This is a genomic window from Pseudomonas sp. S5D5 (genome assembly GCF_003013355.1).
In the GTDB taxonomy this organism is placed as follows: Bacteria; Pseudomonadota; Gammaproteobacteria; order Pseudomonadales; family Pseudomonadaceae; genus Aquipseudomonas; species Aquipseudomonas aylmerensis.
Genome location: NZ_PTEO01000001.1, coordinates 2711216 through 2736406, shown reverse-complemented (window position 1 = coordinate 2736406; position 25191 = coordinate 2711216). Strand labels below are relative to the sequence as shown.

Here is a 25191-nt window from a genome sequence, read left to right as displayed (position 1 = left end):
CTGCGAAGGCGGTGGGTCAGCACCAGATGTATTCACTGACACGCCGCTTTCGCAGGCAAGCCAGCTCCCACATTTTTGACCGCATTCAGCCAGTCAGATGTGTGGTGGACGCATACAGGCCACCACGCACCGACCTGGCCGGACTCAAATACCTCTGACTCAACACAGCCTAATGTGTGGCTTGCCTGCGAAGGCGGTGGCTCAGCACCAGATGTATTCTCACGTTGAAACCAAATGCACATAGAACGCGTGAAACATGAAATACGCGCACACCGCCAGCGCCAAGCCCATGCTCCGGTTGAACAGCGTGAAGGCCGACGCCCCATTGATGCGCCGCCCCAGCACCGCACCCAGCAGCGCATACACCCACGGCGCACCAAACGCCCCGAATGCCAGCAATGCCGAGACCCCGGCGATGGATGCCCCGGTAATGTGCGCCGCCGGCAACATCACACTGGTGATCGGCAACACTGCCATGATGCCCTTCGGGTTGAGCAACTGGATCACCAGGCCATTCCAGAACGTGAGGGTCCTGGTCGCAGGGCTTGCAGACTCTTCAACTTCGGTGCGCGCGTTGAACACCTGATAGGCGAGGTACAACGTGTACACCCCGCCAATCAACGAGATGTACGGCAGCACCGCCGGGGAGATGAGCGCTTCGCCGGTGTAGCCAAACAGCACGAACAACAACAGCATCGCGCAACCAACGCCGATGAAAAACCCGGTGGAGCGCCGGAACTGGCCGGTGAGCCCGGCATTCAGGCCCATGAAATTCACCGGACCTGGGCTGTACATGACGCTGAAGGCGTAGAGGAAAATATCCATGGGGAACCCGCAATAGAAGAAGTGAGGCGAGTCTACTGAGCCGCCCTGGCGTGCTTCTTGAACGTTTGTGGTCCCAAGTGCTGGCACGCTCTGTGGTATTACGCCTACCCTGTAATAACGCCCAGTCGACGAAAGCCCCCCATGATCAAAGCCAGTCTGCGTAGTCACCTGACCCTGTGGTTTGCCGGTTTGTCGTTACTCACGTTATTGAGCGTGGGGGTCTATGTCGGCCATATCGCCACCGAACAGATGAAACAGGCCAGCGGCAACGCCCTGTTGAGCACGGCCCGCTCGACGGCGGCGCTGCTGGCGGTGCAATTGCGTGAACGCCAGTTGGAAGTTTCGCTGCTGAGCAAGGCGCCGATCATGCGCAAGGGCGACCTGGACGCGCCGGACATCCTGACCTTGATGGAGCTGCGCACCCAGTCGCGCGCCGAATACGCGTGGATGGGCGTGGCCGACGCCAACGGGCAAGTGCGCCAGGCGGTCAACGGGTTGCTGGTCAATCAGTCGGTGAAGCAGCGCCCGTGGTTCCAGGCCGGCCTGCGCGGCGAGTACACCGGTGATCCTCACGAGGCGGTGCTGCTGGCCAAGCTGTTGCCGGGTTCGCCGAGTGGCGAGCCGTTGCGCTTTATCGACTTTGCCGCGCCGATTCGCAACGCACAAGGCGAAACCATCGGCGTGCTGGGCGCTCATGCGCACTGGCGCTGGGTGACGCAGATCGTCGATTCGGCCGTGATGCAAAAAGATGCGATCCCACAGATCGAGGCGCTGATCGTCGACTTCGATGGCAAGGTGCTCTACCCGGAGTTGCTGGCCGGCGAGCAAATGCCGCCAGACAACTTGCGCAGTGCGTCCGGCTGGTCGACCGGCAATGGCTACGTCACCGCCTCCATCGCCGTGCCGAGCCCGTCCAACGCGAAAATGACCTGGTACATCATGGTGCGCCAACCGCTGGATGTAGCGCTGGAACCGGCGCGCACCCTGCTCTACAAATTGCTGGTGCTGGGCTTGCTGGCTGCGGTCGTGTTTGTGCTCGCCGCCTACTTCCTGGCCTCCTCCCTCAGCCGCCCGATCGAGCGCCTGGCCAAATCGGCCAAACAGGTGCAGAACCACCAGCCCGGCGCGGTCTTCCCTCAGGACCACCCCGTGCTGGAAATCGCCCAATTGGGTCGCTCCCTCACCGGCATGACGCAATCATTGCTCTCCAAGGAACGCGAACTGCAAGAAGCCAACGCCTCCCTGGAAGCCACCGTGGCCCAACGCACCGCCGACCTCACCCAGGCCAACGCCGACCTGCTCAAACTGGCGACCCACGACGCCCTGACCGGCGTGTTCAACCGGCGTCGCTTCGATGAAAAACTGGCCGAGAACAGCCTGCTGTTCCAGCGCACCGGGCGTACCTTCGCGCTGCTGCTGATCGACGCCGACTACTTCAAGCGCGTCAACGACACCTACGGCCACGCCATCGGTGATGACGTGCTGTGCCAGCTCGCGGCGCTGATCGAAAACACCACCCGCGCCACCGACTTCGTCGCGCGCTACGGCGGTGAGGAGTTCGCCGTGCTGCTGCCCGAAGTCGAGGAGCCGGACAGCCCCGAAGTGGTCGCTGAAAAAATCCGTGCGGCCGTGGAAGCCGCCGTGTTCCCGACAGTCGGCCATGTGACGGTGAGCATCGGCGTCGGTGTGGCCGAACCCTCGGACCGCGATTCCCTGGCGCTGCTCAAACGTGCGGACATGCGCTTGTACGAGGCCAAGGGCTCAGGCAGAAACCGCGTGGCCTGAGCCCCGTCCGGGACCGTGGCGAGGGAGCTTGCTCCCGCTGGGGTGCGCAGCTGCCCCCATCCCCGCCATGGAAAGCCCGATGCTTCAATCAATCAACCCATTCGCGTCATAAAACGGGTACGGCCCCGGGTACTCCCCTAACACGCCGTTGTGGCTGATCAACCCCTGCTGCGCATCCCAGCGATGCAGCAGGTACCCCGCCGGCTCCAGGTTGAAATGCGCCGGCGCGGTATCTTGCAAGTCCAGCACGATCTGGTGCGAAGTGCCGGGGCACACGCAACTGATGCTGCCGCCGAAACGCCGCTGCATTGGCCGGTGCAGGTGCCCACACAATAGGCGCTCCACTTGCGGATGGCGGGCCACGACTGCTTCCAAAGCCGCCGCATTGATGAAGGGCTCACGATCCATATGCCCGATGCCGCTGATAAACGGCGGGTGATGCAGGATCAGCAGCGTGGGCGCGTCGGGGCGCAGTGCCAACTGCTCGTCGAGCCACTGCAATTGGCTGTCCAGCAACTGCCCGCCGTGGCCGCCCGGAATGGTCGAGTCGAGGCCGATCAGGCGCAGTGGATGCGCGTCCACCACCCAGTCCAGCGGCCCCTCGGCCGAGGCCGGCAAATAGGCGTGATCACCGAACGCATCGAGCATCGGCCCGCGCGCGTCGTGATTGCCGGGCACCAGGTAGACCGGCATGTGCAGGCGCGCCAGTTCAGGGTGCAGCACCGCGTATTCATCGGCGCGGCCGAAGTCCACCAGGTCACCACTGACCACCACGATATCGGGCCGTGGGTGGCTGGCGTTCAGATGATCGACGGCGCGGCGCAGCGCACCGAGGGTATCGACCACGCCATAGGTGAGGCGCTGGCCGGCTTTAAGGTGCAGATCGCTGATCTGCGCAACAACAAAGGCACGATTGGACATAAGTTCTCAGGCGTTCAAGGTGAACAACATGTGCGGTGTGATCGCCAGGGCAATCGGCGCGCCCACGGCGTAGAGCTGGTTGTCGCTGCTGTCGACCAGCAACGGTTGCGGACCGCCCACATCCACCAGCAGGCGGCTCTGCGCGCCCTGGAAAAACTGCGCCAGCAGATGACCGTGCAGGTGCCCCTCGCCTTCCATCACGCGCAGGTGTTCAGGGCGGCAGTACACCGTGCCGGGCAGGTTGGCCGCCTGCCACGGCAATTCGCCGCCGCAGACTTTCAGGCCCAGGGGCGAGGCTTCGAGCACCGAGAACGCATTCAGGTTGCCGACGAATCCGGCGACGAACGCGTTGGCCGGTTTCTGGTAGATATCCCGCGGGCTGCCCAACTGCGCCACGCGGCCGTGTTCCATCACCAGGATGCGATCACCCAGCGCCATGGCTTCACCCTGGTCGTGGGTGACGAACACCGAGGTGATCCCCAGGCCCCGCAGCAGTTGATCCAACTCGCTGCGCAGGCGCTCACGCAATTGCGCATCGAGGGCCGCCAGCGGCTCATCGAGCAACAGCACTTTCGGGCGCGGTGCCAATGCACGGGCCAGGGCCACGCGCTGGCGCTGGCCGCCGGACAACTCGTGGATGCTGCGCTTGCCGTGGTGATGCAAGCCCACCAGTTCCAGCAACTCGTCGCAGCGCTTGTTGCGTTCGGACGCCGACACGCCGCGAATCTTCAGGCCGTAGACGATGTTGCCGGCCACATCCAGGTTGGGGAACAGCGCGTAATTCTGGAAGACCATGCCCACGTCGCGACGCTCGATGGGCAGGCGGGTCACGTCCTGGTCGCCGAACAATACCTGGCCGACATCCGGACGTTCGAGGCCGGCAATCAGGCGCAACGTGGTGGTCTTGCCGCAACCGGACGGGCCGAGAATCGCCAGGGTTTCGCCGCCTTCGACGGTCAGGTTCAAGTCATGCACGGCCACGGTGCCGTCGGCGAACGCCTTGCGACAGCCTTGCAGGCGAATAGTGATAGCAGTCATCGACGTTCTCCACGGGACAAACGCGCGCTGATGGCCTGCAACGCAATCAACAGCGGCACGATCATCAGCAAAAAGATAAGGGTGTAGGCGCTGGCGATTTCCAGGCGCGCCGAGGCGTAGCTGTCGGCCAGGCCCACCGGCAGGGTCTTGGTCATCGGTGTGTGGAGCATCCAGGTCAGGTTGAATTCACCCAGGGACAAGGTCACCACCATCAGCACACCGGCGAGGATCCCCGCGCGGCAGTTGGGCACCACCACGCTGAAAAAGCGCTTGATCGGCCCGGCGCCCAAGCTCGCCGCCGCCTCTTCCAACACCGGCAAGTGCTGGCGCTGCATCACCGCCATCACCGGGCGCACCAGGAACGGCAAGGTGAACAGCACATGCCCGACCAGGATGAACAACCAGCTGCTGCGGAACGTGCCAAACTGGCCGTAGGTCAGCAGCAAGGCCAGCGCACTGGCCAACCCCGGCATCGCCACCGGCAGCACCATCAACTCTTCGAAGGCACGGCTGAAGCGGTTGTTCATGCGCACCAGGGCATAGGCCGCCGGCACGCCGATCACGCAGACGCACACCGCGCACGCCAGCGCCAGTTGCAACGACAGCCATACCGTCGGCGAATAGGCCTGCCAGACCTGGATCAACCAGTCGAAGGTCAAGCCACTGGACAGCCCCACAAAGAAATTGCGCGTGAGCCCGGCGAGCAATGACATCAGCACCGGCACCAGCATGAAGGCGCACACCAGCAAGGTGAACAGCAGTTGAATCACAAACAGCGATGAGCGCTTCACAGGACCGTCCCCGCATTTTTCACCAGCCGGCGCGTGAGCAGCAAGACCGCCCAGGTCAGCGCACCCAGCACCACCGACAACGCGGCGGCGACAGCAAAGTTGGCGTAGTTGGTGAACACGTTGTAGATCGCCACCGGGGTCACATTCAGGCGCGTGCCCAAGGTAAACGCGGTGCCGAAGGCGCCCATGGAGGTGGCGAAGCAGATCGCCCCGCACGAGGCCAAAGCCGGCGCCAGGCCGGGCACGATCACGTCGCAGACCACGCGCCAGTGCCCTGCCCCCAGCGAATGCGCGGCTTCTTCCAGGCTGCGGTCGAGGCTTTCGCACGCGGCCATCACCGTGAGGATCACCCGTGGAATCGAGAAGTACAGGTAGCCGATAAACAGCCCGGCCAGCGAGTAGGCAAAGATCCAGCGCTCACCCGCCAGTTGCAGGCCGAGGGAGGCCAGCAGGCCCTGGCGCCCCGCCAACAGAATCACCAGGAACCCCACCACCACTCCTGGAAACGCCAAGGGAAAGGTCAGCAGCGCGACCAGGGCCGAACGCCCGAAGAACTGCTGGCGCGCGAGGAACACCCCGCTGATGCCGCCGATCAACAGCGCGACCAGTGTCACTACGACCGCCAGCACCAGCGTCTGCCCCAGGCTGCCCAGGTATTGCGCACTGCTGAGTACCTGCCAGTAACCGCTGCCGAGGCTGTCGCGGCTCTCGGCGCCGAGCAGCATCAGGTGGGCCAGCGGCAACAGCCAGAACGCGAGCAGTACCGCACAGGCCGGGGCCAACGCCCAGGCCGCGTGTTTTGCCGATGCTGCCACTTACTTGACCTCGTTCAGGTAACGGGCGGCGAAGGCTTCCTGCACGGCGGCCATTTTTTCGTAGTCGACCACGCCGGCGCGGGCGTAGTCGCTGTCGGGCAGGAATTGCGCGGCGACGTCGGCAGGCATTTTCAGCGGGCGCACCGGGCGCAGATAAGCCTTGGCCCACAGTGCCTGGCCGGCGTCGGACAGCACGAAGTCGAGGACTTTTTGCGCATTGGCGCGGTGCGGCGCGTTGGCCACCAGGCTCATCACGTAGGGCACGCTGATGCTGCCTTCCGTGGGGATCACGAAGGCCACGTTGGCGTTGTCTTTGTAGCGCGCGCGGTAGGCGTTGAAGTCGTAGTCCACCAGGATCGGCAACTCACCGGAGAGCACCCGCGCGTACGCGGTTTGCTTGGGTACGATGGGCGCGTTTTTCGCAAGCTTCTGGAAGTAGTCGATGGCCGGGGCGAAGTTGTCGAGGTCGCCGCCCAGGGCGCGGTTGATCGCTACCGCCGAGACGTAGCCGACAAACGCGCTGGACGGGTCCAGGTAACCGACCATGCCTTTGTATTCAGGCTTGAGCAGGTCGGCCCAGCTGTGCGGCACCGGCAAGCCACCGAGCGCGTCGACGTTGACCATGATGCCCAAGGTGCCGGAATGGATCGCGAACCAGTGGCCGTCCGGGTCCTTGAGGCCGGCGGGAATCTGCTCCCAGCCCTTGGGTTTGTAGCCGTCGACCACGCCGGCCTTTTGCGCCTGCAGGCCGAAGGTCACGCCGTAATACACCACGTCCGCCACGGGGGCGGCCTTCTCGGCCACCAGTTGCGCCAGGGACTGGCCGGAGTTCTTGTTGTCGAGCGGCACCTGCACACCGGTGTCGGCAGCGATGGCCTTGAGTTGGGTGCCCCAGTCGGCCCAGTCCGGCGGGCAGTTGTAGCAAATTGCGGTGTCGGCGGCCTGGGCCAGGCCGGCCATACCGCAGAGCAGCACGGCTGCCAGGGTTTTACGCAATGCGCGCATCGAAGCTCTCCTCATGGGGTTGAGTGCTGTCGCCCGGCCGGATATGGCAAGGCAGGCAGTGGGATATCGGGTCGTTACCGGCGATCTGCGCCAGCAGTTGATCAATCACCGTGCTGGCGAGCAGTGCGATGGGCTGCACCACGCTGCACAGGGTCGGGTGCATCTGGGTGCCGAGGGCGATGCCGTCAAAGCCCACGACCGACAGTTGCTGCGGCACCTGCCAGGCATTGCGGCGCAGTTCGGCGATCAGGCTGATAGCCAGGAAATCGTTGGAACACACCAGCGCAGTCGGCGCCTGGGGCCCTTGCAGGCAGGCTTCGATAGCAGCGAATTCGGCCTGGGTGTGGGCCGGCATTTCGATCACCGGCCGGCTTGCAAGCCCGTATTCGCTCATCGCATCGCAGTAGCCCGCATAACGCAGCCGGGCCCGGTCCGACTGCAACGCGGGCCCGGCGACCATGCTGATGCGCCGGTGACCGGCTTCCAGCAAGTAGCGGGTAGCCAGGGCCATGCCCGCGCGGTTGTCGACCGACACGGCGCTGTAGTTGGGGTTGCCGGGTTGGTGGTAGGCGAGCACGAACGGGGTTTTTTCGCTGTTCAGGCTGCTGAGGACGGTGTTGCTTTCGGCGTCGGTCACCGTCAGCACCAGGCCGTCGACGCGCTGGCGCAGCAACTCTTCGACCACGCTGCTTTCGCGCTCGCTGTCGTAGTCCGTGGTGGCGAGCACCAGGCTGTAGCCGCGCAACCGCGCCGCACGCTCCATGGCCTGGAACTGCTCGGCGAACACCGGGTTGAGCAGGTTGGGCACCACCACGCCAATCAATTGGGTGGTTTGCAGCCGCAACTGGCGGCCGAGCAGATTGGGGCGAAAGCCCAGCTCGCGGGCGGCGGCAAACACTTGCTCGCGAGTGGTCGGGCGCACTTGGTCGGGGGAAGCAAAGGTGCGGGCGGCAGTGGCACGGGATACCCCGGCCAACCGCGCAACGTCTTTCAGGTCAGTCATCGTCACTCGCTTGAGATCGATCTCATTGGCGAGGACAGTAGCGAGGGAATGTGGCAGTCACATGGTGGGCAGATGACAGTTTGATGTCACCGATAACCTGCAGGAGCCCGCTTGCCGGCTCCTACAGGGGGGTGTGGAGCCATCCTTTGTCGAGTGCGATCGCCAGGATGTGCTGGGCAGGCAGGTATCGGGAAATGGCCTGACAGGCGATGTCGAATTCTCCCGTCAATGCCTGACGAAACTCGGCCAGGCCGCCCGAAGCCTCCAGCCAGTGCACTGTCCATGCGTCCATTCTCACCTCTCGTCGCCCCAACCTGGTTCAATCACCATGACCGTTCATCATCCTCACGGGCTGTCATATTGGCAGGCCAGATTAAAGGCGGCGCAGCAAAATCCGCCCACTAACCTTTCGATCTGATCCAAGTGCGGGCACAATGCGTGTCCTTTTTTGGCAGGCACCGCCGCAGGCTCTCAAAAATGATCAAAACGCCGTACTACCTCATCGATAAACAGAAGCTTCTGGTCAACATGCAGAAGATCGCTTACGTGCGCGAACAGTCCGGCGCCAAGGCCCTGCTGGCGCTCAAGTGCTTTGCCACCTGGTCGGTGTTCGACCTGATGCAGCAATACATGGACGGCACCACCTCGTCGTCGCTGTATGAGCTCAAGCTCGGTCGCCAGAAGTTCGAAGGCGAGGCGCACGCCTACAGCGTGGCCTGGGCCGACGATGAAATCGAAGAGATGCTGGATAACTGCGACAAGATCATCTTCAACTCGATCAGCCAGCTGCAGCGTTTTGCCGAACGCAGCGAAGGCAAGACCCGTGGCCTGCGCGTCAACCCGCAGGTGAGCAGCTCCGACTACCTGCTGGCCGACCCGGCGCGCCCGTTCAGCCGCCTGGGCGAATGGGACCCGGAGAAGATCGAAGGCGTGATCGAGCAGATCTCAGGCTTCATGTTCCACAACAACTGCGAGAACGGCGACTTCAGCCTGTTCGACAAAATGCTCGGCACCATCGAAGAACGCTTCGGCGCGCTGCTGCACAAGGTCAAGTGGGTCAGCCTCGGCGGCGGCATCCACTTCACCGGTGAAGGCTATGCGCTGGACGCGTTCTGCGCGCGCCTGAAGGCGTTCTCCGAGAAGTACGGCGTACAGGTTTACCTGGAGCCCGGCGAAGCGGCGATCACCAACAGCGCCTCGCTGGAAGTGACCGTGCTCGACACCCTCTACAACGGCAAACACCTGGCCGTGGTCGACAGCTCCATCGAAGCGCACCTGCTGGACCTGCTGATCTACCGCCTCAACGCCAAGCTGGCACCGAGCGAGGGTGAACACACCTACATGGTGTGCGGCAAATCCTGCCTGGCCGGGGACATCTTCGGCGAGTACCAATTTGATCGTCCGCTGGCCATCGGCGATCGGCTGTCGTTCATCGACACCGCGGGCTACACCATGGTCAAGAAAAACTGGTTCAACGGCCTGAAAATGCCGTCCATCGTAGTGAAACAACTCGACGGTACAGTCGAAGTGGTTCGTGAATTTGGTTACGACGACTACCTGTCCAGCCTTTCGTAAGCTGGCGGATAAAGGAGAGATAAAGCAATTGAAAAAGAACGTTCTTATCATTGGTGCAGGAGGTGTCGCCAAGGTGGTGGCCCACAAGTGCGCGCAGCACAACGACGAACTCGGTCGTATTGCTATCGCGTCGCGCAACATCTCCAAATGCCAGGCCATCATCGACAGCGTCAAGGCCAAGGGTAGCCTCAAGGTACCCGCCGACATCCAGGCCTTCGCGCTGAACGCTTTGGACGTGGAAGCGACCAAGGCCCTGATCCGCGAGACACAGTCGCAGATCGTCATCAACGTGGGTTCCGCGTTCCTCAACATGTCGGTCCTGCGTGCCTGCATCGACACGGGCGTCGCGTACCTCGACACCGCCATCCACGAAGAGCCGGGCAAGGTCTGCGAGACCCCGCCGTGGTACGGCAACTACGAATGGAACCACCTGGAAGAGTGCAAACAGAAGAACATCACCGCCATCCTTGGCGTGGGCTTCGACCCGGGTGTCGTCAACGCGTACGCCGCGCTGGCGCAGCAACAGCATTTCGACCGCATTGATTCGATCGACATTCTCGACGTCAATGCCGGCTCCCATGGCAAATACTTCGCCACCAATTTCGATCCGGAAATCAACTTCCGCGAATTCACCGGACAGGTGTGGAGCTGGCAGAACAGCCAGTGGACCAGCAACACCATGTTCGAAGTCAAGCGCACCGACGACCTGCCGGTAGTCGGCTCGCAGAACCTCTATCTCACCGGCCACGATGAAGTGCACTCGCTGTCGAAAAACCTCGACGTGCCCAACGTGCGGTTCTGGATGAGCTTCGGCGAGCACTACATCAACGTGTTCACCGTGCTGAAAAACCTCGGCCTGCTCTCCGAAAAGCCGGTCACCACCGCCGAAGGCCTGGAAGTCGTGCCGTTGAAACTGGTCAAGGCCGTGCTGCCCGACCCGTCGTCGCTGGCGCCTGGCTACACCGGCAAGACCTGCATCGGCGACCTGGTCAAGGGCACCAGGAACGGCCAGCCGCACGAGGTGTTCATCTACAACGTGGCGGATCACGAAGAAGCCTTCGCCGAGACCGACAGCCAGGGCATCTCCTACACCGCAGGCGTGCCTCCGGTCGCTGCTGCGCTGCTGGTAGCCCGTGGTGAATGGGATGTGCAACGCATGGCCAACGTCGAGGAACTGCCGGCTGAGCCGTTCCTCAAGGCGCTGGACGTGATGGGCCTGCCGACTCGGATCAAAGACGAGCACGGTGATCGGGCTTGGGATGCGATTGCCTGATAGGCGATGGCTGACCGAACAAAAAATGCGCCCCAAGGGGCGCATTTTTTGTTGGGACTCACATAACTATCAAAGAACAATGAAGATCAAAATGTGGGAGCGGGCTTGCTCGCGAATGCGGTGTGCCAGTCACTGCATCTGGCGACTGATACACCGCATTCGCGAGCAAGCCCGCTCCCACATTGAATTGGCCGTGTTCTTGAGAATGGGGCTATTCAAGATTGCGCGCCGAATTGCTCAACGCCCTGGAGCACTGCAACAACGCCGGCGCCAACTGCTTCTCCGCATCCGCCCGACTCCAGCGACTGGTCGGCGCCACCACATGCACCGCCGCCACTGGCCGGCCATTCGCGCCCAGCACCGGTGCGCCGATGGTCATGTCGCCGAGGAACAGTTCCTGGGCATTGACCGCATAGCCCTGCTCACGCACCTGCTGCAACGATTCCAGGATCCTGTCGACCTCGGTCAATGTCTGGCTGGTGTGCGCAATGCGCTGGCTGTGCTCGATCAGCGCCAACGCTTCATCCGTAGGCAACGCGCTCAAATACGCGCGCCCCGACGCCGTGCAGTACATCGGCACCCGCGAGCCGATCGGCATGTGCACCGGCACAAAACCCGCGCTGACGAACCGCGCGATATAGGTCATGTCGTAGCCCGCAGGCTCGGTCAGGCATGAGGTTTCGCCGGTCAGCCGCGTGAGTTCGGACAGGAACGGGTTGGCCACTTCGATCAGCGAATGCGCGTCCAGGTAACTGAAGCCCAACTCCAGCACGCGCGGGGTGAGTTGGTAATGCCGGGTGCGCGAGTGTTTCCGAAGGTAACCCAGGCTTTCGAGGGTAAACACCATGCGCTGGGCCGAGCTTTTGGTCATGCCAGCGGCCTCTGCCACCTCTGCAAGGCTCATGCTGCGGCGCTGGGCGCTGAATGCCTTGAGCACCGACAGGCCTTTTTCCAGGGATTGGTTGTGCAAACTGTTGCGTTCTTCGGACATGGCGAACTCGCGGTCAGGACGATCAGGCGTGGCGATATTTCTACCCTAAATCGCAAAAATAGACTACTAAATATCGCATATCGATACGACAAGTTCATTTTGTGGAATTTACGTAGCGATATTCGACTTACTCCAATCGAAATGGCACAGAGCTTGCGGTTTCATCGGCAGCCGCTTGCGCTACTGACTTTCCGTTTTCCTTTTGGAGTAACCCGATGAACAGTCTTTCGCCCGTGTTTCGCCGCCTCGCCTTCGCCGTGTGCGCCACGCTCTGCGTCAGCGCCGCGCACGCAGAAAGTGCGTCCACGTACAAAGTCGGTGCAACGGCCAGTGGTTCGCCGTTCACCTTCCTCGATATCAAGAGCAACAGCATCCAGGGGGTGATGGTCGACGTGGCTGAAGCCGTCGGCAAGGCCGGCGGCTTCACCAGCCAGATCGAACAGACCAACTTCGCCGCGCTGATCCCCTCCCTCACCTCCGGCAAGCTCGACTTCATCTCCGCCGGCATGCTCAAGACCGAAGAACGCACCAAGGTCGTCGATTTCAGCGCCCCGGTGTATGCCTACGGTGAAGGCTTGATCATCAACGCCGAAGACAACACCGCTTACCCCGACCTCACCCCGTTGAAGGACCAGGTCGTCGGCGTGCAGGCCGGCACGATCTTTTACGATCAACTGAACAAGCTCGGCATCTTCAAGGAAATCCGCACCTACGACTCGATTGGCGAGATGGTCCGCGACCTGTCCCTGGGCCGCATCAAGGCCGCCGTTGGCGACCAGCCAGTGGTGGCGTACCAGATCCGCCAGAAACTGTTCAAAGGCGTGAAACTCGCCGCCGACTACCAACCGGTCAACGTCGGCGAGGTCTGCCTGGTAGTGCGCAAGGGCGACGCACAAACCCTCGAACGCCTGAACACTGCCATCGCCAGCATCAAGGCCGACGGCACCCTGGACAGCATCCTCAAGAAGTGGGGACTTGATACCCAGGTGCGCCCATGAACCTGGCTGAGTTCCTGCAGAACGCCCAGGATTTCCTGCCGATTCTGCTGCAGGGTGCCTGGGTGACGATCCAGATCACCGTGCTGTCGTTCCTGCTCAGCAGCGCCATCGGCCTGGTGCTGGCGTTGCTCAAGCTGTCGCCGATCCGCGCGCTGTCGTGGACGGCGAGCACCATCATCAACGTGATCCGTGGCCTGCCGATCATCGTGCAGCTGTTCTACATCTACTTCGTCCTGCCGGACATGGGCGTGCACCTCACGGCGTTCTACGCCGGGGTGATCGGCATGGGCATCGCCTACTCGGCGTACCAGGCCGAGAACTTTCGCACCGGCATCATTGCGGTCGAACAGGGCCAGCGCGAGGCCGCCGAAGCCCTGGGCATGCGCTCGGCGTTGATGATGCGCCGGGTGATCCTGCCGCAGGCGTTTCGCATTGCCTTGCCGCCCTACGGCAACACCCTGGTGATGATGCTCAAGGACTCGTCCCTGGTGTCGACCATCACCGTCGCCGAGATGACCCGCCAGGGCCAACTGATCGCCTCGTCGACCTTCCAGAACATGACCGTCTACACCCTGGTCGCCCTGCTCTACCTGCTGATGAGCCTGCCGCTGGTGTATGGCCTGCGTCGTATGGAGCAGCACCTGGGCCGGAGGAAAAAAGCATGATCGAGATTCGTCAGCTGCAAAAACATTACGGCAGCCACCGCGTATTGCACGGCGTCGACCTCGACGTGGCCAAGGGCGAAGTGGTGTGCCTGATCGGCCCCTCGGGCTCGGGCAAATCCACCCTGCTGCGCTGCATCAATGCACTGGAAGCCTACGACGGCGGCACGATCAGCGTGTTCGGTGAAACCGTGCAGCGCGGCAGCAAGACCGTGCACGCCCTGCGCAGCCGCATGGGCATGGTGTTCCAGCGCTTCAACCTGTTCCCGCACCGCACGGTGCTGGAAAACGTGATGGAGGGCCCGGTGTACGTCAAGGGCGAGTCGCCTGGGCAAGCGCGCGAGGAAGCCCTGGTGCTGCTGGAAAAAGTCGGCCTGAGTGCCAAGGCCGACGCCTACCCGGAACAACTCTCCGGCGGTCAGCAGCAGCGCGTGGCCATCGCCCGCGCCCTGGCGATGAAACCCGAAGCCATGCTGTTCGACGAACCCACCTCGGCCCTCGACCCGGAACTGGTCGGCGATGTGCTGGCGGTGATGCGCACCCTGGCCGATGAAGGCATGACCATGATCGTGGTCACCCACGAGATGGGCTTTGCCCGCGAAGTGGCCGACCGCGTGTGCTTCCTGCATGGCGGCTACATCGTCGAGAGCGGCCCGGCCGAGCAGGTGCTGGGCGACCCGCAGCACGCGCGCACCCAGGACTTTCTGCGGCGCGTGCTGCACCCCACCGGCACTACAAGGAGCCTGTCATGAAATCGTTGTGGTCGGCGACGGCGCCGTCCGTGCTGCCAACGCCCGCGCTGGCGGAGTCGCTGAAGGTCGACGTGGCGATTGTCGGGGCGGGCTATACCGGCCTGTCGACGGCGCTGCACTTGGCCGAGCGCGGGGTCAGTGTGTGCGTGCTGGAGGCTAATGAGCCGGGCTGGGGCGCCTCGGGGCGCAACGGCGGGCAGGTCAATCCGACACTCAAATACGACCCGGAGCAACTGGTGCAGATGTTCGGACCGGAGCGCGCCGAGCCACTGATCTCGACGGTGTCGAATTCGGCGGACCTGGTGTTCAGGTTGATCGACAAGCACGGCATTGATTGCGCGCCGGTGCGCAAGGGCTGGATGCAGGTGTCGTACACGCAAAAGGGCGTGGCCGGGCTGCATGCACGCGCCGAGCAATGGGCGCGACGCGGCGTGCCGGTGCAGCGTCTGGATGCAGCAGCGGTGGCCGCGCGCATGGGCAGCGAGGCGTTCGCTGGCGGCTGGCTGGACGGCCGTGCCGGGGCGATTCAGCCGCTGGCGTATGCCCGTGGGCTGGTCGGCGCGGCGTTGGCGGCGGGTGTGCGCATTCATGGGCACAGTGCGGTGACAGGGTTGCAGCGCCAGGGCGGCGGATGGCAACTGCAGACGGCTGGCGGGGCCCAGGTCACGGCCGATCAAGTGGTGCTGGCCACCAACGGCTACAGCGGCAACCTGTGGCCGGGGATGGCGCAGAGCATTCTGGCGGCGAACAGTTTTATCGTCGCCACCAAGCCGCTGAGTGGGCGCGCGGCAGAGTGCATCCTGCCGGGACAGGAAACCGTGTCCACCGCGCAACGGCTGCTGCTGTACTTTCGCAAAGACAGTCATGGACGCTTATTGATGGGGGGACGCGGGCTGTTCAACGATCCCACATCACCGGCCGACTTTGCACACCTGGAGCGCTCCCTGGCGCTGCTCTTTCCGCAATTGGGCCCGCTGGAATTCGAGTACCGCTGGGCCGGGCGCATCGCAATCACCCGCGACTTCATGCCCCACGTGCACCAACCCGCGCCTGGGCTCACCCTGGCGTTGGGCTGCAATGGCCGCGGCATCGCGCTGTGTACCAGCCTGGGGCAGCAATTGGCCGCACGCTTGTGCGACAGCCACGCGGAATTCGCCTACCCGGTGACACCGTTGCAACGCTTGCCGATGCACGGGTTGCAGCGGTTCTACATTGGCGCGGGGGTGGCGTGGTACAGCCTGCTGGACCGGCTCAATATCAGCTGAATCCTATTCCCAGGCACACTGCAGACTGTCAATTCTCACAGGTTGCCGCGCGCGCAAAACTCGCTAGGCTTAGTCCAGATGCATTGGCTGGCCCGCTGGGATTGCGGGCGATCAACTGAGTGAGAAGGACATCCATGAACCTCGAACATCCTCCACACACCGCCCGAATGCTCGGGCTGGTGTACAGCGCCGGCTGCTACCTGGTGTTCCTGTGCACCTGCGTGTACCTGATCGGCTTTGTCGGCGAGATGGGGGTGCCCAAGCACATCAACGACGGCCCACCCGGTGAGTGGCCGACAGCCGTGTTGATCGATGCCGCGCTGATCATGCTGTTCGGCGCCCAGCACACGGTCATGGCGCGCCGAGGTTTCAAGCAATGGCTGGCAGGGTTCATCCCGGCGCCGGTTGAACGCTCCACGTACGTGCTGCTCAGCAGCCTGGTGCTGGGGTTGATGTTCTGGCTGTGGCAGCCCATTACGGCGAGTGTCTGGGAGGTTGAAGCCGCCTGGGCCGATGCCCTGTTGATGGGCCTGTTCTGGCTGGGCTGGGGCATCGCGTTGCTGGCAACGTTTTTGATCAACCACTTTGAGCTGTTCGGGCTCAAGCAGGCCATCGACCGTTGGCGCAAGCCCACGTCACAGCCGCCGGTGTTTACGACGCCACTGTTTTACAAGCTCGTGCGTCACCCCCTGTACCTGGGTTTCCTGATTGCCTTCTGGGCAACGCCACACATGACCGCCGGGCATCTGTTGTTTGCGGTCGGAATGACGGTTTACATCTTCATCGGCGCACGCTTTGAAGAAAAGGACCTGGTGACGCTGTTCGGTGAGCGGTACCGACGCTACCAGCAAGAGGTCGCCATGATTATCCCCGGGTCAAAGCCCCCGAAAAAACCCAAAAACTAGCCCCACCCCTTTTTTTTTGTGGTGAGCGGGCTTGCCCCGCGTTGGAGTGCGCAGCACTCCCGCTGTTTCCAGCCCAACCCCGATAAACGGTGCCCCGCGCATGCGGCTCTCGGATTTTTCCGACAAGGCTTTCAGGTTGTGGCTCGCCAAGGTGCTGGCTAACCTCTCGTCGTCGCTGCCAATTCAGCGGCCGGATTTGACCGTCCGCCCTCCCAAATGCATCTGTGCCACATCGAATCAGGCGTTTTGTGTACGCCTGTTGTATCGTGTCGCGGCAGCTGTACGCGGGATACCTTCGGGTATGCCGGGCTACTTTGGGACCGGTCGGTCAACCCGCGTATAGCTGCCACCCTCTCTCGTTTGACCGCGAATCGTGGCAGCTCCATTCCCGGAGAGATTTCACCATGATTAAAGACAGCCCCAACCCCCCAAGCCATCCCGATTTCGACACCAGCACCCTGCACGAAGTGGCCTACCGCGCCATCGATCACTACCTCAACCCAAAACCAGCCACGCCCGAAGCCAGCGACGGACTCTTCACCGTACGCGCCGACCTGGGCACCGAAACCCTGCTGGTCAACGCCTCCCAGGACCTGGCCTGCATCAGCGACATCGCCGCTCACCTGGCGTTCGAGATCGACGGGACTCAACGCAATGTCGCGCTGGGCATCTGCCGCATGCTCGAAGGGGTGCAACTGCTGGTCGACAAGGCACTGAGCGTGGCTCATCCGGTGGCGTGACGATGGACGCGATACAGCGCCTGAGCTATCTTCGGGCGCTCTATCGAAAGCCTGAAACAGGAAGTTACCGCTTGAGCACGTCGCCCCTACTGCGAGGCCGCACCTTCGCCCTCCTCGCCGGCCTCGCCTTTATTGCCATGGACCAACTCGTCAAACTGCTGGCCCTGGTTTCACTGCACGCCCACAGCTTCAAAATCGGCGCCAACCCGATCAACCTGGCACTCGAATTGAGTCTGAACCCCGGCGCGTTCCTCAGCCTGGGCGCCGCGTTGTCGCCGCAGGTCAAACAGCTGATTTTCATCGTCGGCGTGGCTATCGTAGTGGCTTGGGCACTGTGGTGGTCCCTCTCGAACTGGAACCAGCCCCTGCGCAAAGTCCTGCCGCTGTACGCCATCGCCCTCGGCGGCATCGCCAACTTGATCGACCGCGTCTTTCGCGACGGGCACGTGGTTGATTACATGGTGCTGAACGTCGGGCCGGCCCATACCGGCGTGTTCAATATTGCCGATATCGCAATCACCGTGGGCGCGCTGTATTTGATGATGGATTTGTTCATGAAGCCGCGCAAAGCCTAGGGCTGTCAGTACGCCTCACCCTCGTCGCCCCTGATAGTCGCGGCAAGCGATTGAGCAATAGCCTTGGCTTTCACGATCGCTTCATCGCTGTACACAAAGGCAATCTCACCACGCCGGTAGTCAAAATAGTAAGCCTGCTGCGTGGTGGGAGAGGTCCAGTAGGCGGTTTGATTTCCGCCCATGGAAATCACCGCACCGGTAGTGGGATTAATGCCGGTCACCTCGTCCTGCAGCGCCAGGGTTGGATCGCTGGCACACAACGCGCGCCACTCTTCAGGCGCAATTGCATGGCTGTCGGCACGGGCGATGTGAAGTTCGTAAGCCATGAAGATACCTATCTGGACACTGCAGAAATGCTCGTTCCCACGTAGCGCAGGAACGGCCTGGAAAACCTTTATAACCTCAAAATACCGACCAACCAATCCGCTCGCTCAACAACTCCAACGCCTTCATCCCCGCCAGCGAGTTCCCCGCCGCGTTCAACTCCGGTGACCATACGCACACCGTGAACTGCCCCGGCACCACCGCGACGATCCCGCCGCCGACGCCGCTCTTGCCCGGCAAGCCGACGCGATAGGCAAAGTTGCCCGCCTCGTCGTACAGCCCGCTGGTGGCCATGATCGAGTTGACTTGCTTGGTCTGGCGCGCGGTGAGGATCTGTTCGCCGCTGTGGGCACTCACGCCTTCGTTGGCCAGGAAACTGAATGCCTTGGCCAAGTCCAGGCAGCTCATCTGCAGCGCGCAGTAGTTGAAGTAACTGTGCAGCACCGCGTCGACGTCGTTATGGAAGTTGCCGAAGGATTTCATCAGGTAAGCCATGGCCGCATTGCGCGCGCCGTGCTGGGCTTCGGAGTCGGCGACGACGCTGTTCACCAGGATCTGCGGGTTGCCCGACAGGCGCCGTACGAAATCGCGCATCGACAGGATCGGCACGGCGAAGCGCGACTGGTTGATGTCACAGATCACCAGCGCACCGGCGTTGATGAAGGGATTGCGCGGGCGGCCGCGTTCGAATTCCAGCTGCACCATGGAGTTGAACGGCTGCCCCGACGGCTCGTGGCCCAGGCGCTCCCAGATGGTTTCGCCGCCGTGGTCGATGGCCTGTACCAGGCTGAATACCTTGGAAATGCTCTGCACCGAGAACAGCGTATCGGCATCGCCTGCGCAGTAGGCCGAACCGTCGTTGCCGTACACCGCAATGCCAAGCTGGTTGGCGGGTACATCGGCCAAGGCGGGGATATAGTCGGCGACTTTGCCCTGGCCGATCAGTGGGCGCACTTCGTCGAGGATCGACGAAAGCATCGCCTGCATGTCTTGTCCTGTCATCTGTCTTTGAATCAATGGGAAGCGGGCCGCGGAGGATACTTCAATGCGCGCGGAAGCCCCAGACTATCTCGACCATGCGTTCGGCAATCACCAGGTAAACCAGGATCATCAGCAGTTGCAGCACGAGGTGGTAGCGCAGTTTGGAAAGCCTGCGAATGCCGTCGCTCACGTTCAGCACCAACAACAGCGACGACAGGATGATCAGCCCCCAACCGGCCACGCTGGAGGCGAACACGCCGATAAACAAGTCACGCTGCCCGAGCACTGTATTAGTCCCCGCTGCAAACAGCAGTGCGCACACCAGCAGGTTCTTCACATTGTCGAAGATTTGCGTGCTCAGGTCGTTTTCCAGCAGTGCCACATAGCGTTTCCATAACGTGTGCATGGGTCAGTACCGGGAGGGATCGCTCGTCATTCAAAGTAGTCCAATTGCCCGTACACTGCACCGTTGCGCTTACTCCACGAGGACTTTTGCATGAAATTGATGATCGGCCTGGCCGCCCTGCTGTTGCTATCGGCGTGCTCTGCAACACCGCCCGCCCAGGATTCCACCGCGTCTGCCTGCCTGGCCGGCGGCGGCACCATGAAGCAAGTTGGCAAGCTGCAGAGCTGGAAGTGCGTTACACCGTACAAGGACGCCGGCAAGGCCTGTACCGACTCCAGCCAGTGCGAAGGCGAGTGCCAGACCAGCGTGACGACCCAATCCGGCAACGGCCCGGTAACCGGCGCATGCCAGGTGGACAACGGACATTTCGGCTGCTCGGCAACCGTAGAAAAAGGCCAACTGGGCCGCGCGATCTGCGTGGACTAAGGCCCCCACCGCTCCCCCCTGTGGGAGCGGGCTTGCTCGCGAAGGCGGTGTGTCAGTTGATGCATCAGTTGCCTGACACACCGCCTTCGCAGGCAAGCCAGCTCCCACTTTTTGATCTCCATACACCCAGGTGCCTAGGCTCCAGCCCAATCCCCACCTTTGATCTCCATGCACCCGGATGCCGAAGCCCCACCTCAATCCAATGTGGGAGCGGGCTTGCTCGCGAAGGCGGTGTGTCAGGTGATGCATCAGGTGCCTGACACACCGCCTTCGCAGGCAAGCCAGCTCCCACTTTTTGATCTCCATACACCCAGGTGCCTGGGCGCCAGCCCAATCCCCACCTTTGATCTCCATGCACCCGGATGCCTGAGCCCACCCCCAATCCAATGTGGGAGCGGGCTTGCCCGCGAAGGCAGTGTGTCAGTTGATGCATCAGGTGCCTGACACACCGCTTTCGCAGGCAAGCCAGCTCCCACTTTTTGATCTCCATGCATCCAGGTGCCTAGGCGCTACCCCAATCCCCACCTTTGATCTCCATGCACCCGGATGCCTAAGCCCCACCCGAATCCAATGTGGGAGCGGGCTTGCTCGCGAAGGCAGTGTGTCAGTTGATCTATCAGGTGCCTGACACACCGCCTTCGCAGGCAAGCCAGCTCCCACTTTTTGATCTCCATGCATCCAGGTGTCTAGGCTCCAGCCCAATCCCCACATTTGATCTCCATGCACCCGGATGCCTAAGCCCCACCTCAATCCAATGTGGGAGCGGGCTTGCTCGCGAAGGCAGTGTGTCAGTTGATGCATGAAGTGCCGACACACCGCCATTGCAGGCAAGCCAGCGCCCACAGGCTTGTATTGGCGCAGCTCAGAAATGCGCCACGTCCGACACCTGCTCATCCAGCACATCGCGCGCCAGTGCCCAGGCCTGGTCCTTGGATTCGACCACCAGCAGCGGGTAGCCCCAGGCCTTGCCGAACATGACCGCAAACGGCTTGAGGGCCAGGCGTTGCGCGGCGCTGGGCTCGACCTGGATCATGCCTTTGACGAACGTGCGCAGCGCCTGTTTGTTCTTTTTCATCCAGATCGACGCCTGTTTGCGCTCTTCGTGGGAGTGCTCGTGATTGTTTTCATCGGCGGATTTTTCGTGCAGCAGCATGAAGGCTTGCTCCCTCGCCAACAGGCGTTCAAAGGCCAGGAACGCATCCTCCGGCCCGCCTTCGTTGGGGGCGTCAAACACGATTTTCACCACGGGGAACGTTGTACTGTCGAGTCGCATGGCCAAGCTCCTTAATGAGAGTGACTCTCACTATAGTGAGCCTGGCACTGGACGGCATTGCACAGAATAGCCAGACTGTTTCGCAATTCAGCCAAACTGCGAACGCGCCATGAGACACCACCGCCTGGACCTGCACGACCCACTGATGGCCAAGGATGCCGATGTGTTCCCGCGTGCCGTGGTCGCGGTGGGTGCCACCAGCGCCTCGGACACCTGGGAACACGCGCAACACGCGCACCGCAAAGGCCAGTTGATGTACACCCTGCGCGGGGTGATCCACTGCGAAATCGAAGCGGGGATCTGGATCGTCCCGCCGCAATGCGCACTGTGGATTCCCGGCGGCACCTGCCATGCAGCGCGCGGCTCGGGTGAGGCGGAAGTCTATTGCCTGCTGATCGACCCCGATGCCGCCTGCGCCCTGCCCCCGCAGTGCTGCACCCTGGCAGTGTCCGGCCTGCTGCATGAGTTGATCAGCAAGGCGGTGAGTTTCCCGCAGCTGTATGACGAGGCCGGCGCCCAGGGCCGCTTGATCAACACGCTGCTGGACGAGCTGGCCGCTGCCCCCATCGAAGCGCTGCACCTGCCGATGCCCCGGGACCCGAGGCTGCGGCGCCTGGCCGACAGCCTGCTGGCCGAACCCGCCGACAAGGCCACGCTTGGCCAATGGGCGGTGCGCATCGGCATGAGCGAGCGCAGCATGACGCGCCTGCTGCTCGAAGAGTTGGGCTTGAGTTTCGGCCGTTGGCGACGGCAGTTGCATGTGATCCTGTCGTTGCAGCGCCTGGCCAAAGGTCAGAGCGTGCAAGCCGTGGCCCTGGACCTGGGCTATGAGAATGCCAGCGGCTTTATCACCATGTTCCGCAAGGCGGTGGGCCAGCCGCCAGCGCGCTACCTGGCCGAGCGCGCCGGTGTGTTGAGCGCGACCAGCCAGACCATTGCGCTGAAAGACGCGCGCTGACTACCAGCTTTCTCCCAGCCCCAGCAGACCAAGAATCTGCCGGCGCAGGTCGACCAGATAAGGGTCGTCGCGGTGCCGTGGATACGGCCTGTCGATGTGCAGTTGCGCCTGGATTTTCGCCGGGCGGTCGCTGAACACAATCACCCGATTGGCCAGCAACAGCGCCTCTTCCACATCGTGGGTCACCAGCAATGCCGTGTAGCCCTGGCGCTGCCACAGGTCGATGAGTTCCTTTTGCATGGTGATGCGCGTCAGCGAATCGAGCTTGCCCAGGGGCTCATCGAGGATCAGCAAGCGCGGCTGGTTGACCAGCGCACGCGCCAGCGCGACACGTTGCGCCATGCCGCCGGATAATTGCCGAGGGTAGGCACGGGCAAACTGGCTGAGACCGACTTTTTCCAGCGCCTCGTCGACCTTGCCGGCATGGGTCTTGAGCAGGCCCTGGGCTTCCAGGCCAATGGCAACGTTGTCCCACACGCGGCGCCACGGGTACAGGGTCGGGTCCTGGAATACCACCACGCGGCTCGGGTCGGGGCCGAGGATGGCCTCGCCGTCGGCCAGCAGCTTGCCGGCATCCGCAGGTTCGAGGCCGGCCACCAGCCGCAGCAAGGTGGATTTGCCACAGCCCGAAGGCCCGAGCAACGCCACGAACTCGCCCGGTGCAACATCCAGGGAGACCCGCTCCAATACCGGCAGGTGCTGACCGTCCAGGGCAAAGCCATGGCTGAGGTTTTCAATACGCAGTGCCAATCCCGTGGATGCGGCGACTGCAGTTGCCAGGGCTACCATTTCATCGTTCCTTTTTGCCAGGCCAACAACCGATCGCGCACCAGGAACAACCCGGTGATCAACCCCGAACAGGCCAACGCCATGATCAACAGTGCAGCGTACATATTCGCGTAGGCGGCCCAGCCCTGGGCCCACTGCAGGTACCAGCCGATTCCGGATTTCACGCCCATCATCTCCGCCACGACCAGGGTGGAAAACGACGCGCCAAGGCCCATGAACAGGCCGACGAAAACGTGGGGCAACGCGGCGGGAATCGCCACCTTGAAAATCAGAAAGCCCTGCTTCGCGCCCAAGGTGCGCGCCACGTCGTAATAAGCTTTATCGACGCTGGCGACGCCGGACCAGGTCAGCACCGTGACCGGAAACCAGGTGGCCAGCGCGATCAGGAACACGCTGGCGCTCCAGCTGCTGGGAAACAGGAAAAAGCACAGCGGCAACAACGCCGTCGACGGCACCGGACCGAGGATGCGCAACACCGGGTGCAGCCAGTAACCGATCCGCGTGGACCAGCCGATGGCCACGCCGGCGACAAAGCCGGTGGCGGCGCCCAGCGCCACGCCGGAGCCCAGCAACACTGCCGAATGCAGCAGGCTGTCGGCCAGCCGCGCGTAGTCTTCGAGGTACACCGCGAGCAAGGCCTGCGGTGGGGCAAAGAACGGCACCGGCAACAGCGCCAGTTTGGCGGTGAGCAACTCCCAGAGGCCCAACAGCGCCGGAAGGGCGATCAGCCAAGGCGCCGCCGAGTGCAGGCGCAGCCCGAGCCTGGTCAATTTGCGCCCGAGCAGGCTCAGCAGGATAAACACGACCGCTACGCCGACGCACAGATTCGCCAGGCCCTGGGTCATCGGCCAATTGCGCGTCGCGTTGGGCCAATAGCTGATCAACAGCGCGACGGCCACCCAGGCCGCCACCACGGCGGCGCCCTGCCAGCCGACCTTGAGGGCCACGGGCGGATTCAGGGTTGTGGCGTCAGCTGAAGACATCGGCGGTGATCTCCTTGGCGAATTCCACCGGATCGGTGCCCTTGCTGATCACTTCGACGGTTTTCAGGTCGGTGACGTAGGTGGTGATCTCCTGGGTCAATGCCGCGCCGACCGCATGGTGGCCGTGGGTGTGGTCGTGGAGGATCGCCTGCACTTCTTCGGTGGAGGTGTTCAGCGCATAGGCCTGGAAGCCCTTGGCGACGGCCTCCGGGTGCTGCACGGAATAGTCATGGGCTTCGAGAATCGCCTGGGTCAGCGCCGCCACTACGCGTTTTTCTTCACGCACCAGCTTGCCGGTGACACCGACCACGCAGCAGCTGAGGTTGGCGTATTCCTCCACCAGGTTGGTGGACAGTTCGCGTGCCACGCCGGACTTGATCAGGCGGTACATGAACGGGTCACTGCCGCTCACCGCCTGCACTTCGCCACGCTCCAGCGCAGTGCCCAGCAGGTCGGCCGGGTAGAGGCGCCATTCGACATCGCGCACCGGATCGACGCCGTGCTTTTTCAGCAGGATCGAAAAGAAATTGCGGTCCGGGCTGGCCATGTCGGTCACGCCGATGGCCTTGCCCTTGAGGTCTTCGAGCTTGCTCACGCCGCCGTTCACGGCACTGAGCAAACGCAGGCAACCACCGTGGGTGCCGGCAGTGAGCTTCACATCAAAGCCCTGCTCCAGCGCCTTGAGCCACCGCAGCGCCATGCCCACGCCCGCATCCGCCTTGCCGGTGGCGATGGCTTCGAGCAGCACTTCGGTGGAGTTGCCGAAGTTGACCAGCTCCACGTCGAGATTGTGCTTGGTGAAAAAGCCCTGGCCGTGGGCGATCACCACCGGGGCCAGGCACACGGCGTTGAGGTTGACGGCCAGTTTCAACTTGCGCGGCGCGTCCAGGCGGATGAAGTCTCCGGTGCCGGCGGGCTCCTGGGGCGTGTTGTGGCCGGCGTGTTCATCGGCGGCAAAGCCCAGGCCGGGCAGCGACAGGCCAGCCAGGGTCAGGCCGGCCATGCCGAGCAGGCGGCGACGGGTCAAGTGATCGAAAGTGGCCATGCTCAATATCCCTTTTAAATTGATGTTCTTGGTTATGCGGTAAGCGGGCTTTTCTGTGGTGAGCCCGCTCGTCTGTGGTGAGTGGGC

The 25191-nt window shown here is 62.7% G+C and carries 28 protein-coding genes; 12 read left to right on the top strand and 16 right to left on the bottom strand.

Annotation, left to right across the window (positions count from 1 at the left end; all coding sequences use genetic code 11):
- Positions 1 to 219: 219 nt before the first annotated feature.
- Positions 220 to 825 (bottom strand): LysE family translocator, encoded by a 606-nt coding sequence (locus tag C9990_RS12895; protein ID WP_106803511.1) that lies wholly within the window; start codon positions 823 to 825, stop codon positions 220 to 222.
- 141 nt (positions 826 to 966) lie between these two features.
- On the opposite strand from C9990_RS12895, the gene C9990_RS12890 reads away from it, so the two are divergent.
- Entirely contained in the window at positions 967 to 2610 is a 1644-nt protein-coding gene (locus tag C9990_RS12890) for a sensor domain-containing diguanylate cyclase (protein ID WP_106803510.1), read from the top strand.
- 84 nt (positions 2611 to 2694) lie between these two features.
- Here the strand turns inward: C9990_RS12890 and C9990_RS12885 are convergent, their stop codons facing one another.
- The 7 genes from C9990_RS12885 to C9990_RS32305 all read right to left on the bottom strand — a co-directional run bounded on the left by C9990_RS12885 (position 2695) and on the right by C9990_RS32305 (position 8475).
- Entirely contained in the window at positions 2695 to 3531 is an 837-nt protein-coding gene (locus C9990_RS12885; protein ID WP_106803509.1) for a phosphodiesterase, read from the bottom strand.
- 6 nt (positions 3532 to 3537) lie between these two features.
- Complete coding sequence (locus C9990_RS12880; RefSeq protein ID WP_106803508.1) at positions 3538 to 4569, bottom strand: ABC transporter ATP-binding protein; 1032 nt, start codon at positions 4567 to 4569, stop codon at positions 3538 to 3540.
- On the bottom strand, positions 4566 to 5360 hold the full coding sequence (locus tag C9990_RS12875) for an ABC transporter permease (protein WP_106803507.1): 795 nt from the start codon (positions 5358 to 5360) through the stop codon (positions 4566 to 4568). Before C9990_RS12875 ends, C9990_RS12880 begins: the two co-directional genes overlap by 4 nt.
- The gene (locus tag C9990_RS12870; protein ID WP_106803506.1) at positions 5357 to 6175 is read right to left on the bottom strand and encodes an iron ABC transporter permease; all 819 of its coding nucleotides are present in this window, start codon (positions 6173 to 6175) and stop codon (positions 5357 to 5359) included. Before C9990_RS12870 ends, C9990_RS12875 begins: the two co-directional genes overlap by 4 nt.
- Entirely contained in the window at positions 6176 to 7180 is a 1005-nt protein-coding gene (locus C9990_RS12865) for an ABC transporter substrate-binding protein (protein WP_106803505.1), read from the bottom strand.
- Positions 7164 to 8183 carry a LacI family DNA-binding transcriptional regulator gene (locus C9990_RS12860; protein WP_065907583.1) on the bottom strand — a complete coding sequence of 340 codons (1020 nt, stop codon included), beginning with the start codon at positions 8181 to 8183 and terminating at the stop codon, positions 7164 to 7166. The genes C9990_RS12865 and C9990_RS12860 overlap by 17 nt, the downstream gene beginning before the upstream one ends.
- 121 nt (positions 8184 to 8304) lie before the next feature.
- The gene (locus C9990_RS32305; protein WP_157955071.1) at positions 8305 to 8475 is read right to left on the bottom strand and encodes a hypothetical protein; all 171 of its coding nucleotides are present in this window, start codon (positions 8473 to 8475) and stop codon (positions 8305 to 8307) included.
- A gap of 185 nt (positions 8476 to 8660) precedes the next feature.
- Between C9990_RS32305 and C9990_RS12855 the strand changes: the two genes are divergently transcribed.
- Entirely contained in the window at positions 8661 to 9758 is a 1098-nt protein-coding gene (locus tag C9990_RS12855; protein WP_106803504.1) for a carboxynorspermidine decarboxylase, read from the top strand.
- 28 nt (positions 9759 to 9786) lie between these two features.
- A complete protein-coding gene (locus C9990_RS12850; RefSeq protein ID WP_065907580.1) occupies positions 9787 to 11031 on the top strand; it encodes a saccharopine dehydrogenase family protein in 1245 nt (414 codons plus the stop codon).
- A 211-nt stretch (positions 11032 to 11242) separates the two neighbouring features.
- Here C9990_RS12850 and C9990_RS12845 read toward each other — a convergent pair whose 3' ends face one another.
- The gene (locus C9990_RS12845) at positions 11243 to 12022 is read right to left on the bottom strand and encodes an IclR family transcriptional regulator (RefSeq protein WP_065907576.1); all 780 of its coding nucleotides are present in this window, start codon (positions 12020 to 12022) and stop codon (positions 11243 to 11245) included.
- 215 nt (positions 12023 to 12237) lie between these two features.
- Between C9990_RS12845 and C9990_RS12840 the strand changes: the two genes are divergently transcribed.
- The 7 genes from C9990_RS12840 (at position 12238) to C9990_RS12810 (ending at position 17919) form a co-directional block, all read left to right on the top strand.
- Positions 12238 to 13020 (top strand): ABC transporter substrate-binding protein, encoded by a 783-nt coding sequence (locus tag C9990_RS12840; protein WP_065907574.1) that lies wholly within the window; start codon positions 12238 to 12240, stop codon positions 13018 to 13020.
- Positions 13017 to 13685 carry an amino acid ABC transporter permease gene (locus C9990_RS12835; RefSeq protein ID WP_065907573.1) on the top strand — a complete coding sequence of 223 codons (669 nt, stop codon included), beginning with the start codon at positions 13017 to 13019 and terminating at the stop codon, positions 13683 to 13685. The genes C9990_RS12840 and C9990_RS12835 overlap by 4 nt, the downstream gene beginning before the upstream one ends.
- The gene (locus C9990_RS12830; RefSeq protein WP_106803503.1) at positions 13682 to 14434 is read left to right on the top strand and encodes an amino acid ABC transporter ATP-binding protein; all 753 of its coding nucleotides are present in this window, start codon (positions 13682 to 13684) and stop codon (positions 14432 to 14434) included. The genes C9990_RS12835 and C9990_RS12830 overlap by 4 nt, the downstream gene beginning before the upstream one ends.
- Positions 14431 to 15699 (top strand): FAD-binding oxidoreductase, encoded by a 1269-nt coding sequence (locus tag C9990_RS12825; RefSeq protein WP_106803502.1) that lies wholly within the window; start codon positions 14431 to 14433, stop codon positions 15697 to 15699. Before C9990_RS12830 ends, C9990_RS12825 begins: the two co-directional genes overlap by 4 nt.
- Before the next feature lie 134 nt (positions 15700 to 15833).
- On the top strand, positions 15834 to 16604 hold the full coding sequence (gene mddA, locus C9990_RS12820) for a methanethiol S-methyltransferase (protein ID WP_106803501.1): 771 nt from the start codon (positions 15834 to 15836) through the stop codon (positions 16602 to 16604).
- 404 nt (positions 16605 to 17008) lie between these two features.
- Positions 17009 to 17344: a DUF6124 family protein gene (locus tag C9990_RS12815; RefSeq protein WP_106805643.1), complete on the top strand. Its 336-nt coding sequence runs from the start codon at positions 17009 to 17011 to the stop codon at positions 17342 to 17344.
- A 71-nt stretch (positions 17345 to 17415) separates the two neighbouring features.
- Positions 17416 to 17919 carry a signal peptidase II gene (locus C9990_RS12810; RefSeq protein WP_106803500.1) on the top strand — a complete coding sequence of 168 codons (504 nt, stop codon included), beginning with the start codon at positions 17416 to 17418 and terminating at the stop codon, positions 17917 to 17919.
- A 5-nt stretch (positions 17920 to 17924) separates the two neighbouring features.
- On the opposite strand, the gene C9990_RS12805 is transcribed toward C9990_RS12810, so the two are convergent.
- From C9990_RS12805 to C9990_RS12795, 3 genes are all read right to left on the bottom strand, one after another.
- Positions 17925 to 18245 (bottom strand): hypothetical protein, encoded by a 321-nt coding sequence (locus C9990_RS12805; protein ID WP_177410330.1) that lies wholly within the window; start codon positions 18243 to 18245, stop codon positions 17925 to 17927.
- 76 nt (positions 18246 to 18321) lie between these two features.
- On the bottom strand, positions 18322 to 19230 hold the full coding sequence (glsB, locus tag C9990_RS12800; protein ID WP_106803499.1) for a glutaminase B: 909 nt from the start codon (positions 19228 to 19230) through the stop codon (positions 18322 to 18324).
- A gap of 55 nt (positions 19231 to 19285) precedes the next feature.
- Positions 19286 to 19630: a hypothetical protein gene (locus C9990_RS12795; protein WP_065907561.1), complete on the bottom strand. Its 345-nt coding sequence runs from the start codon at positions 19628 to 19630 to the stop codon at positions 19286 to 19288.
- 90 nt (positions 19631 to 19720) lie between these two features.
- On the opposite strand from C9990_RS12795, the gene C9990_RS12790 reads away from it, so the two are divergent.
- Positions 19721 to 20056 carry a hypothetical protein gene (locus C9990_RS12790; RefSeq protein WP_065907552.1) on the top strand — a complete coding sequence of 112 codons (336 nt, stop codon included), beginning with the start codon at positions 19721 to 19723 and terminating at the stop codon, positions 20054 to 20056.
- An 862-nt stretch (positions 20057 to 20918) separates the two neighbouring features.
- On the opposite strand, the gene C9990_RS12780 is transcribed toward C9990_RS12790, so the two are convergent.
- Positions 20919 to 21329: a hypothetical protein gene (locus C9990_RS12780; RefSeq protein WP_065907546.1), complete on the bottom strand. Its 411-nt coding sequence runs from the start codon at positions 21327 to 21329 to the stop codon at positions 20919 to 20921.
- A gap of 109 nt (positions 21330 to 21438) precedes the next feature.
- Here C9990_RS12780 and C9990_RS12775 point away from each other — a divergent pair, with 109 nt between their 5' ends.
- On the top strand, positions 21439 to 22287 hold the full coding sequence (locus C9990_RS12775) for a helix-turn-helix domain-containing protein (RefSeq protein ID WP_065907544.1): 849 nt from the start codon (positions 21439 to 21441) through the stop codon (positions 22285 to 22287).
- Here C9990_RS12775 and C9990_RS12770 read toward each other — a convergent pair whose 3' ends face one another.
- Genes C9990_RS12770 through C9990_RS12760 form a run of 3 tightly spaced genes read right to left on the bottom strand, consistent with a single transcriptional unit; the run spans position 22288 to position 25104 of the window.
- Entirely contained in the window at positions 22288 to 23076 is a 789-nt protein-coding gene (locus C9990_RS12770) for an ABC transporter ATP-binding protein (protein ID WP_065907542.1), read from the bottom strand.
- Positions 23070 to 24059, bottom strand: a complete 990-nt coding sequence (locus C9990_RS12765) for an ABC transporter permease (protein ID WP_106803497.1) — start codon at positions 24057 to 24059, stop codon at positions 23070 to 23072. The genes C9990_RS12770 and C9990_RS12765 overlap by 7 nt, the downstream gene beginning before the upstream one ends.
- Positions 24046 to 25104, bottom strand: coding sequence for an ABC transporter substrate-binding protein (locus C9990_RS12760; RefSeq protein WP_106803496.1), 1059 nt, complete (start codon positions 25102 to 25104; stop codon positions 24046 to 24048). Before C9990_RS12760 ends, C9990_RS12765 begins: the two co-directional genes overlap by 14 nt.
- Positions 25105 to 25191: the final 87 nt, after the last annotated feature.